Annotated in this window: 7 protein-coding genes; all 7 read right to left on the reverse strand. The window is 72.2% G+C overall.

Features of this window, described 5'->3' with window-relative positions; genetic code table 11:
• Nucleotides 1-387 precede the first annotated feature (387 nt).
• Nucleotides 388-1899 (reverse strand): Asp-tRNA(Asn)/Glu-tRNA(Gln) amidotransferase subunit GatB, encoded by a 1512-nt coding sequence (gene gatB / locus ACFU6K_RS19855; RefSeq protein ID WP_380664723.1) that lies wholly within the window; start codon nt 1897-1899, stop codon nt 388-390.
• An 83-nt stretch (nt 1900-1982) separates the two neighbouring features.
• Complete coding sequence (locus ACFU6K_RS19860) at nt 1983-2240, reverse strand: hypothetical protein (protein WP_380664725.1); 258 nt, start codon at nt 2238-2240, stop codon at nt 1983-1985.
• Complete coding sequence (gene gatA / locus ACFU6K_RS19865; RefSeq protein WP_380664727.1) at nt 2237-3730, reverse strand: Asp-tRNA(Asn)/Glu-tRNA(Gln) amidotransferase subunit GatA; 1494 nt, start codon at nt 3728-3730, stop codon at nt 2237-2239. The genes ACFU6K_RS19860 and gatA overlap by 4 nt, the downstream gene beginning before the upstream one ends.
• A gap of 5 nt (nt 3731-3735) precedes the next feature.
• Nucleotides 3736-4032, reverse strand: a complete 297-nt coding sequence (gene gatC, locus ACFU6K_RS19870; RefSeq protein ID WP_049657766.1) for an Asp-tRNA(Asn)/Glu-tRNA(Gln) amidotransferase subunit GatC — start codon at nt 4030-4032, stop codon at nt 3736-3738.
• A 206-nt stretch (nt 4033-4238) separates the two neighbouring features.
• Complete coding sequence (locus tag ACFU6K_RS19875; RefSeq protein WP_380664729.1) at nt 4239-6038, reverse strand: putative bifunctional diguanylate cyclase/phosphodiesterase; 1800 nt, start codon at nt 6036-6038, stop codon at nt 4239-4241.
• Between the two features lie 322 nt (nt 6039-6360).
• On the reverse strand, nt 6361-8649 hold the full coding sequence (ligA, locus tag ACFU6K_RS19880; protein ID WP_380664731.1) for an NAD-dependent DNA ligase LigA: 2289 nt from the start codon (nt 8647-8649) through the stop codon (nt 6361-6363).
• Nucleotides 8650-8668: 19 nt separating this feature from the next.
• Nucleotides 8669-9679, reverse strand: a complete 1011-nt coding sequence (locus tag ACFU6K_RS19885; RefSeq protein WP_380664733.1) for a methionine synthase — start codon at nt 9677-9679, stop codon at nt 8669-8671.
• Between the last annotated feature and the right edge of the window lie 35 nt (nt 9680-9714).

Here is a 9714-nt window from a genome sequence, read left to right on the forward strand (position 1 = left end):
GGCGGCGGGCCTCCTTGGCCTCGCGCACCAGGCGCTCGTGCTCGGCGCGGGCCACGAGCTCGTGGGCCTGTTGCTGGAAGGTCTGGTACTCGATCATTTCCGGTTCCCCCTCGGGTTTCCACTCCGTCTTGCTGACAGGTAAGAGCTTCCTCCGCCAGTGGGGGGTGCCGCATCGGGAGCCTGCCGCATCTTCCGGGGCCGGGATGCCTTAGATCGGCCGCGGATCGGACGCAGATCGGCCGCCAGAAAAGGTTTAAGGCCCCGTCTCACCTAGATACATAGGTGAGACGGGGCCTTAGGCCTTACTTAGAGAGCCTTAGATGCCTTAGGCGCCTTAGGAAGGAAGGGTCGACGGCCTAGGCCGCACCCAGCTTCTCCAGGCTGTGCCTACTGGCCCTCCACGGCGAGCCGCTCCAGGATCAGGTCCTTCACGCGGGCGGCGTCGGCCTGGCCGCGGGTGGCCTTCATGACCGCGCCGACCAGCGCGCCCACGGCCTGGACCTTGCCGTCGCGGATCTTGGCGGCGATCCCCTCGTTCTCGGCGATGGCCTGGTCGACGGCGGCACCCAGCGCGGAGTCGTCCGAGACCACGGCCAGGCCGCGCTTCTCGACGATCGCGTCCGGCTCGCCCTCGCCGGCCAGCACGGCCTCGATGACCTGGCGGGCCAGCTTGTCGTTCAGCTTGCCCTCGGCGACCAGCGCGGCGACCCGGGCGACCTGCGCCGGGGTGATCGGCTGCTCGCTCAGCTCGGTGCCGGTCTCGTTGGCGCGGCGCGCCAGCTCGCCCATCCACCACTTGCGGGCCTGGTCGGCCGGGGCACCGGCCGCGATGGTCTCCTGGATCGGGCCCACCGCACCGGCGTTGAGCACCGACTGCATGTCCTTGTCGGACAGGCCCCACTCGGCCTGGAGCCGGGCGCGGCGCACCCGCGGCAGCTCGGGCAGGGCGGCGCGCAGCTCCTCGACCCACTCGCGGGCGGGGGCCACCGGCACCAGGTCCGGCTCGGGGAAGTAGCGGTAGTCCTCGGCGTTGTCCTTGATCCGGCCCGAGGTGGTGGAGCCGTCGTCCTCGTGGAAGTGGCGGGTCTCCTGGACGATGGTGCCGCCGTCGGTCAGCACCGTGGCGTGGCGCCGGATCTCGAACCGGGCGGCCCGCTCCACGCTGCGCAGCGAGTTGACGTTCTTGGTCTCCGAGCGGGTGCCGAAGGTCTCGGTGCCGTTCGGGCGCAGCGACAGGTTGACGTCGCAGCGCATCTGGCCCTTGTCCATCCGGGCCTCGGAGACGTCGAGCGAGCGGATCACCTCGCGCAGCTCGGCGACGTACGCCTTGGCGACCTCGGGGGCGCGCTCGCCGGCACCCTCGATCGGCTTGGTGACGATCTCGATCAGCGGAATGCCGGCCCGGTTGTAGTCGAGCAGCGAGTGGGTGGCGCCGTGGATGCGGCCGGTGGCCCCGCCGACGTGGCTGGACTTGCCGGTGTCCTCCTCCATGTGGGCGCGCTCGATCTCCACCCGGAAGGTCGAGCCGTCCTCCAGCTGCACGTCGAGGTAGCCGTTGAAGGCGATCGGCTCGTCGTACTGCGAGGTCTGGAAGTTCTTGGGCATGTCCGGGTAGAAGTAGTTCTTCCGCGCGAACCGGCACCACTCGGCGATCTCGCAGTTCAGCGCCAGGCCGATCTTGACGGCCGACTCCACACCGATCGCGTTGACCACCGGCAGCGAGCCCGGCAGGCCCAGGCAGGTCGGGCAGGTCTGGCTGTTCGGCTCGGCACCCAGCTCGGTCGAGCAACCGCAGAACATCTTGGTCTTGGTGCCCAGCTCGACGTGGACCTCAAGGCCCATCACCGGGTCGTACGACGCGAGAGCGTCCTCGTAGGAGACCAGGTTCATGACGCTCACAGCGTCCCTTCTCACTTGAAGCTTGGGAGGTACGGGCCCGGCCCCCGCATCGCGCGGGGCCGGGCCGGGGCGCTTAGCTCAGCTCAGCCCAGCAGCACGTCGTCGGAGCCCAGCCGGCGCAGCTCGCGCACCAGCAGGGCGGTGCCGGTGACCAGCGCGGCCGCGCCGACCAGGGCGTTGACCAGCTTGAGGGTGTCGCTCTCCTCGCGGGCCTTGCGGACGTCCTTGACGACGGAGATCGCGCCGAACGCGCTGGTGCCGATGGACAGCCACAGACCGGGCTTGGAGTGCTTGAAGCCCTTCAGCGAGCCGGAGCCCTTGGCCTTCTCGATCTTGCTCACAGTGCCGGTGCCTCCTCCAGCAGGGTGTGCCCCCACTTGTCGTTGAGTGCGGCCTCGACGGCGCCGCCCACGCGGTACAGGCGGTCGTCCGCCATCGCGGGTGCGATGATCTGGAGGCCGACCGGGAGATTGTCCTCCGGGGCCAGGCCGACCGGCAGCGACATGGCCGCGTTGCCCGCCAGGTTCGACGGAATCGTGCACAGGTCGGCCAGGTACATCGCCATCGGGTCGTCGGCGCGCTCGCCGATCGGGAAGGCGGTGGTCGGCGTGGTCGGCGAGACCAGGACGTCCACGCCCGCGAAGGCCGCGTCGAAGTCGCGCGAGATGAGCGTGCGGACCTTCTGGGCCGAGCCGTAGTAGGCGTCGTAGTAGCCCGAGGACAGCGCGTAGGTGCCCAGGATGATGCGGCGCTTGACCTCGGGGCCGAAGCCGGCCTCGCGGGTCAGGGCGGTGACCTCCTCGGCCGAGCGGCTGCCGTCGTCGCCGACCCGCAGGCCGTAGCGCATCGCGTCGAAGCGGGCCAGGTTGGAGGAGCACTCGCTGGGCGCGATCAGGTAGTACGCCGGCAGCGCCAGGGTGAACGACGGGCAGGAGACCTCGACGACCTCGGCGCCCAGCTCGCGCAGCAGCTCCACCGACTCGTCGAAGCGCTGCATCACGCCGGCCTGGTAGCCCTCGCCGGCGAACTCCTTGACGACGCCGATCCGCATGCCGCGGATGTCGCGCATCCTCGCGGCCTCGACGACGGCCGGGACGGGTGCGTCGATCGAGGTGGAGTCCAGCGGGTCGTGGCCGGCGATGGCCTCGTGCAGCAGGGCCGCGTCCAGCACGGTGCGGGCGCACGGGCCGCCCTGGTCCAGGCTGCTGGAGAAGGCGACCAGGCCGTAGCGGGACACCGAGCCGTAGGTCGGCTTGACGCCGACGGTGCCGGTGACGGCGCCGGGCTGGCGGATCGAGCCGCCGGTGTCGGTGCCGATCGCCAGCGGGGCCTCGAAGGCGGCCAGCGCGGCGGCCGAACCGCCGCCGGAGCCACCGGGGATGCGGGAGAGGTCCCACGGGTTGCCGGTCACGCCGTACGCGGAGTTCTCGGTGGAGGAGCCCATCGCGAACTCGTCCATGTTGGTCTTGCCGAGGATGACCACGTCAGCGTCCTTGAGACGGCTGGTCAGCGTGGCGTCGTACGGCGGGATCCAGCCCTCGAGCATCTTCGAGCCACAGGTGGTCGGGATGCCCTTGGTGGTGAAGACGTCCTTGAGCGCGAGCGGGACGCCGGCCAGCGGGCCCAGCTCCTCGCCCTTGGCGCGCTTGTCGTCGACGGCCTTGGCCGCGGCCAGCGCGCCCTCGGTGTCGACGTGCAGGAAGGCGTTGACCTTCTTGTCGACGGCGCCGATGCGGTCCAGGTGGGCCTGCGCGACCTCGACGGCGGACACCTCGCCCTTGGCGATGGCGCTCGCGGTCTCGGCGGCGGTGTAGCGGATCAGCTCGGTCATATCGGTCAGTCCTCCCCGAGGATCTGCGGCACACGGAAACGCTGCTCCTCGGAGGCGGGGGCGCCGGACAGCGCCTGCTCCGGGGTGAGCGACGGCCGCACCTCGTCCGCGCGCATGACGTTGGTCAGCGGCAGCGGGTGGGAGGTCGGCGGGACGTCCTGTCCGGCGACCTCGGAAACGCGGGCGACCGCGCCGATGATCACGTCGAGCTGCTCGGCGAAGTGGTCCAGCTCTTCGGGCTTCAGCTCAAGACGCGACAGCCGGGCGAGGTGGGCGACCTCCTCGCGCGTGATGCCAGGCATGCAGCGATCCTCAGGGTGAGTTCTGGTGAGACCCGGCGGTGCCTTGCGGGCGGAGCCGGGCCCGGGCAGGAGCAGCCGGGTTCGGCGCTCCGTCCTCGTGGTCTTTGGACCCCATCCTATGGGGCCCGTCCCGTACCCCGGCCAACGAGTGATCCGCGGCGGCCGTCACCGGCGCCTGTCGCGGCCCGGCCGTGGCGTCCGGCGGGCTACTGCGGCCGGGTGCGGGCCCAGCCCTGCGGCTTGATCTCCCGGTGCGCGGCCTGCACCACCTGGGCCACCGGCGGCAGCGTGGGCGGGATGACCGGCGGCCGGACCGGCGGGAGCGTCGGCGGCAGCGCCGGCGGCCTGGCCGCCGGGCCGATCGGCTTGGCGCCCTGGGCCGGCTGGAAGCCGGCGTGCAGCTGGGGCGGCAGGCCGCCGAGCCGCTCCACCGGCGGGGCGCCGGTGCGGTGCACCCGCAGCCAGGCGGTGGCCTGCTCGGCCGGCAGCGCGGCCGACACCAGCCAGCCCTGGACGGCGTCCACGCCCATGCAGTGCAGCCGCTCCCAGGTCTCGTCGTCCTCGACGCCCTCGGCGACCACGGTCAGGCCCAGCGAGTGGGCGAGCTCCACCGAGCAGCGGACCACCGCCGCGTCGTGGTCGTCGGCGACCATCCGGGAGACGAAGGAGCGGTCGATCTTCAGCTCGCCGACCGGCAGGCTGCGCAGCCGCACCAGCGAGGAGTGCCCGGTGCCGAAGTCGTCCAGGGACATCCCGACGCCGTAGCCGCGCAGTTCGGCCAGGGTGTCGGCGGCCCGCCGGGAGTCGTCCAGCAGCAGCCGCTCGGTGATCTCCAGCTGGAGCGCGTGGGCCGGCACCTGGTGGCGGACGAGGTGGCCGGCCACCCGCTGGGCGAAGCCGGGGTTGAGCACGTCGCGCGGCGAGACGTTGACCGCGACCTGCACCTGGAGACCCTGCTCGCGCCAGTGGGCGAGCTGGCCGACGGCCGCCTCCAGCACGTAGTCGGTGAGCCGCGGCATCAGGCCGCTGGACTCGGCGAGCCCGACGAACTCGTCCGGCGAGACCTTCCCCTGGCCGGGCCGCTCCCAGCGCAGCAGCGCCTCCAGGCCGACCACCCGGCCGTCGAAGGCCACCTTCGGCTGGTAGTGCAGTTGCACCTCGCCGGTCTCCAGCGCCCGGCGCAGGTCGCCCAACAGCCCGATCCGGTACGGCGTGTCGGCGTCCTGGGTCTCGTCGTACTGGGCGACCCCGCAGCAGCCGCGCTGGGCGTGGCCCATCGCGACGTCGGCCCGGCGCAGCAGCGACTCGGCGTCCTGGGCGTGCTGCGGGTAGACGCAGACGCCGCCGCTGGCCTCCAGGACGAGCAGCAGCCCGTCCAGCCGGATCGGGGCGGCCAGTTCGGCGATCAGCGCCTTGGCGACCCGCTCCAGGCTGTCCGGGCAGTTGATGCCGGGCAGCAGGACGGCGAACTCGTCGCCGCCCATCCGGGCCACCATGGGGCGGCCGCGGCGGTAGTGCCGGGGCAGGCCGGCGAAGACGTCGTCGATGGACTCCCGGGTGGCGCTGCCGGCCGGGCCGCCGGAGCGCAGGGCCCGGTGCAGCCGGCGGGCGATGTGAACCAGCAGCCGGTCACCGGCCGTATGACCGAGTGTGTCGTTGAGCGATCGGAAGCGATCGAGGTCGAGCAGGATGAGACCGACGCTGTAGCCCTGCTCACACTCCGCAATCGCCTCCTGGGCGGCCAGCAGCAGGGCCTGACGGTTGGGCAGATCCGTCAGCGGGTCGGTCAGCTGGTCGCGGGCGCGGTCCCGGGCGATCCGCCAGGCCGCCACCAGCACCGCCAGGGGCACGGCGAACAGCGGCAGCAACTCGGGTTCGTAGCGGTAGACCAGGACGGCCAGCGGGATGAGCGGCGCGGCTCCGGCCAGCAGCACGCCGAGCAGCAGGACCGCACCCGCCACCCCCTGCGGCGGGCGTGTGGGCGCACCGCCGGTCGTACGATCCATAAGCCCTGTCCTCCGTCGGGCCCGCCCCGTCAGGCCGCCTTACGGTGAGGCACCGTGCCGGTACCGACAGCTGCCGGGCATGGAGCGACCCCGTGGAACTCCGGCCCAGCCGGTGCCCCCACCCCTGCTGACACTCTGTTGCGCTCCAGGGTATGCCGGGGTCCACCCGGTGGGCAGACTTTCGGACAACCGGAAACGCGCCACCGCGCCCGGGTGCCGCACAGTGACACAATGCCCGCTTTCACGGTGCGGCACCCGGTGACGTTGCATCAGGACGATAACAACACCGATCCGGTCATCAGCCGATCGGGGCGGCTCCGGATCAGTCCTCGACGGGCTCCTCGGTCGCCTCCCCGGCCCCCTCCGGCTCCGGAAGCCCCAGGTGGACGCGGGCGGCGGAGGGCCCGTCGGCGAGCAGGACGGCGAACCCGGCGTCGTCCAGGACCGGCAGGCCGAGCTGAACAGCCTTGTCGTACTTGGACCCGGGGTTGTCACCAGCGACCACAAAATCGGTCTTTTTCGAAACCGAACCGGTCACCTTCGCTCCGCGCGAGGTCAGCGCCTCCTTGGCGCCGTCCCGGGTGTGGCCGGCCAGCGTGCCCGTCACCACCACGGTCAGCCCCTCCAGCGGGCGCTCCGCCTCCTCCTCGTCCGCGAACTCCTCGGTGAAGCGGACGCCGTCCGCCTCCCAGTTCCGGAGGACCTCCCGGTGCCACTCCTCCGCGTACCACTCCTGGATCGAGCGGGCGATCGTCGGGCCGACCCCCTCGACGGCCGCCAGCTGCTCCTCGCTCGCCTCGAAGATCTTCGTCAGGTCGCGGAACTCCCGGGCCAGCGCCTGCGCGGCGACCGGACCGACGTGCCGGATCGACAGACCGTTGACGAACCGCCACAGCGGCCGCTGCTTCGCCGCCTCCAGGTTGTCGATCAGGGCCTGGAGCGACTTCTTCGGCTCGCCCTTGGTGGTGGCGAAGAAGAAGACCTCCTTCTCCTTGCCCGTCCTGTCGTCCAGCTTCGGCATGCCCGTCTTCGGATCCCGGACCAGCACCTTGATCGGCAGCAGCTTCTCCCGCGTCAGCCGGAAGATGTCGGCCTCGTTGCGCACCGGCGCCTCGGCCGGCTCCAGCGGCTGGGTCAGGGCGGTCGCCGCGACGTAGCCCAGCCCCTCCACGTCCAGGCACTGCCGCCCGCCGAGGAAGGCGATCCGCTCCCGGATCTGGGCCGGGCAGCGCTCCGCGTTCGGGCAGCGCAGATCGATGTCCCCCTCGGCCATCGGCCGCAGCTCGCTGCCGCACTCCGGGCAGTGCGAGGGCATCACGAAGGCCTGCTCGGTGCCGTCCCGCAGGTCGTACACCGGGCCGAGGATCTCCGGGATGACGTCGCCCGCCTTGCGCAGCACCACGGTGTCCCCGAGCAGCACGTCCTTGGCCTTGACGATCTCCTGGTTGTGCAGCGTCGCGTACTGCACCATCGAGCCGGCCACCTTCACCGGCTCGGCCAGCACCGCGTACGGCGTGGCCCGGCCGGTGCGGCCGATGCCGACCTTGATCTCCGCCAGCCGGCCGGTGACCTCCTCCGGCGGGTACTTCCAGGCGATCGCCCAGCGCGGGGACTTGGAGGTGGCGCCGAGCCGGCCCTGCAGGGCGATCTCGTCCACCTTCACCACGACGCCGTCGATCTCGTGCTCGACCGAGTGCCGCTGCTCGCCGAAGTGCTTGATGAACGCCCGCACCTCGGCGAGCGTCCCCACCACCCTGTTGTGCCGGGCGGTGGGCAGACCCCAGTCGTGCAGCAGCCGGTAGGCGTGCGACTGGTTGTCGATGTCGAAGCCGACCCGGGCGCCGATGCCGTGCACCACCATGTGCAGCGGGCGGGAGGCGGTGACGTGCGGGTCCTTCTGGCGCAGCGAACCGGCGGCGGCGTTGCGGGGGTTCATGAACAGCCGGATCATCGCCCGGGGCCGCTTGCCCTCCTTGGCGCGCTCCTCGTTCTCCTGCCGGCGGCGCTCGTTCTCCTCCGCGAAGGAGGCGTTGAGCGCGTCGAACTCCTCCGTCGGGAAGTACACCTCGCCGCGGATCTCCACCAGCTCCGGGACGTTCTCGCCCCTGAGCCGGTGCGGGATCTCCTTGATGGTGCGGACGTTCGCGGTGATGTCCTCGCCGACCCGGCCGTCGCCGCGCGTCGCCGCCTGCGTCAACTGGCCGTTCTCGTAGGTGAGGTTGACGGCCAGGCCGTCCACCTTCAGCTCGCACAGGTAGTGGTAGTCGATGCCGTGCAGCTCGGTGGCGACCCGCTCGGCCCAGGCCGCCAGCTCCTCGTCGTCCATCGCGTTGTCCAGGCTGAGCAGCCGCTCGCGGTGCTCGACCTCGGCGAACAGCACGGTGGGGGCGCCGCCGACCCGCTGCGTCGGCGAGTCCGGGGTGACCAGGGCCGGGTGCTCGGCCTCGATCCCCTCCAGCTCCCGCATCAGCGCGTCGAACTCGGCGTCGCTGACGACCGGCGCGTCCTGCTCGTAGTACCGGGCCCGGTGGTCGGTGATCTCCGCCGCCAGCTCGGCGTGCCGCCTGCGCACCTCCGCCGGAACGTCCTCCCAGCCCTCGACAGCCGTCACCGCAAGCCCTCCTACGTTCTCATTCCGGGTTGTCCACCAGGCTCTGCGCCGCCCGCGCCGCGGACGACAGCGCCCTGCGCGCGTACGCCGGGGAGGCCCCGGCCAGCCCGCAGGTCGGCGTCACCAGCACGCGACGGCCCAGCAGCTCCGGGGCGAACCCGAGCCTGCGCCACAAGGTCCTGACACCCTGGACACTACCGGCAGGGTCGGACACTGCCTGGTCAGTGGCGGGGACGACACCAGCGAGGATCACCGTGCCGCCCTCCACCGCCTCGCCGAGGTCGTCGTCCTGGCGCTCGGTGAGGAGGGAGAAGTCGAGCGAGATCCCGGCGACCCCGGCCCGGCGCAGCAGCGGGACCGGGACGTCCGGCGCGCAGGAGTGCACGACGACCGGCGCGTCCAGACTCCCGACCACCTCGCGCAGCACCTCCTCGGCGACCTGCCGGTCGACGGAGCGCAGCCGCTGGAATCCGCTGGCGGTCTTCACCGACCCGGCCAGCACGGCCGGCAGCGAGGGCTCGTCGAGCTGGAGGACCACCTCGGCGCCCGGCACCCTCCGGCGGACGTCCGCGAGGTGGCGGCGCAGGCCCTCGGTCAGCGAGCCGGCGATGTCCCGGCAGGCGCCGGGGTCGGAGAGCGCCTTCTCCCCGTGCTTGAGCTCGATGTTCGCCGCCAGCGTCCAGGGGCCGACGGCCTGGACCTTGAGCGCGCCCTGGTAGCCCTGGGTGAACTCCTCCAGCGCGTCCAGGTCCTCGCCGAGCCAGGAGTGGGCGCGCCGGGTGTCCCGGCCGGGCCGGTCGGTGAACCGCCAGCCGCTCGGCTCGGTCTGGGCGAACAGCTCGACCAGCAGGCCGGCGCCGCGGCCGATCATGTCCGCGCCCGGCCCGCGCGCGGGCAGCTCGGGCAGGAACGGCAGGTGCTCCAGTGCCCCGGTGGAGGTCTTGGCGGCCTCCCGGGCGTCGGTGCCGGGCAGCGAACCGACGCCGGTGGCGGCGCCGCGCAGGTCGGGGAAGGGGTGTGGGGTGCTCACCCGCCCGAGCCTACTCAGCCGGACGGCCCCGGCCC

It is taken from the genome of Kitasatospora sp. NPDC057512 (genome assembly GCF_042802135.1).
GTDB lineage: Bacteria > Actinomycetota > Actinomycetes > Streptomycetales > Streptomycetaceae > Kitasatospora.

Bases quoted from the DNA above. Each gene is read 5' to 3' on its own strand.
- gatA (WP_380664727.1), bottom strand. From the start codon at position 3,730: ATGACCGAGCTGATCCGCTACACCGCCGCCGAGACCGCGAGCGCCATC.
- gatC (WP_049657766.1), bottom strand. From the start codon at position 4,032: ATGCCTGGCATCACGCGCGAGGAGGTCGCCCACCTCGCCCGGCTGTCG.
- ACFU6K_RS19875 (WP_380664729.1), bottom strand. From the start codon at position 6,038: ATGGATCGTACGACCGGCGGTGCGCCCACACGCCCGCCGCAGGGGGTG.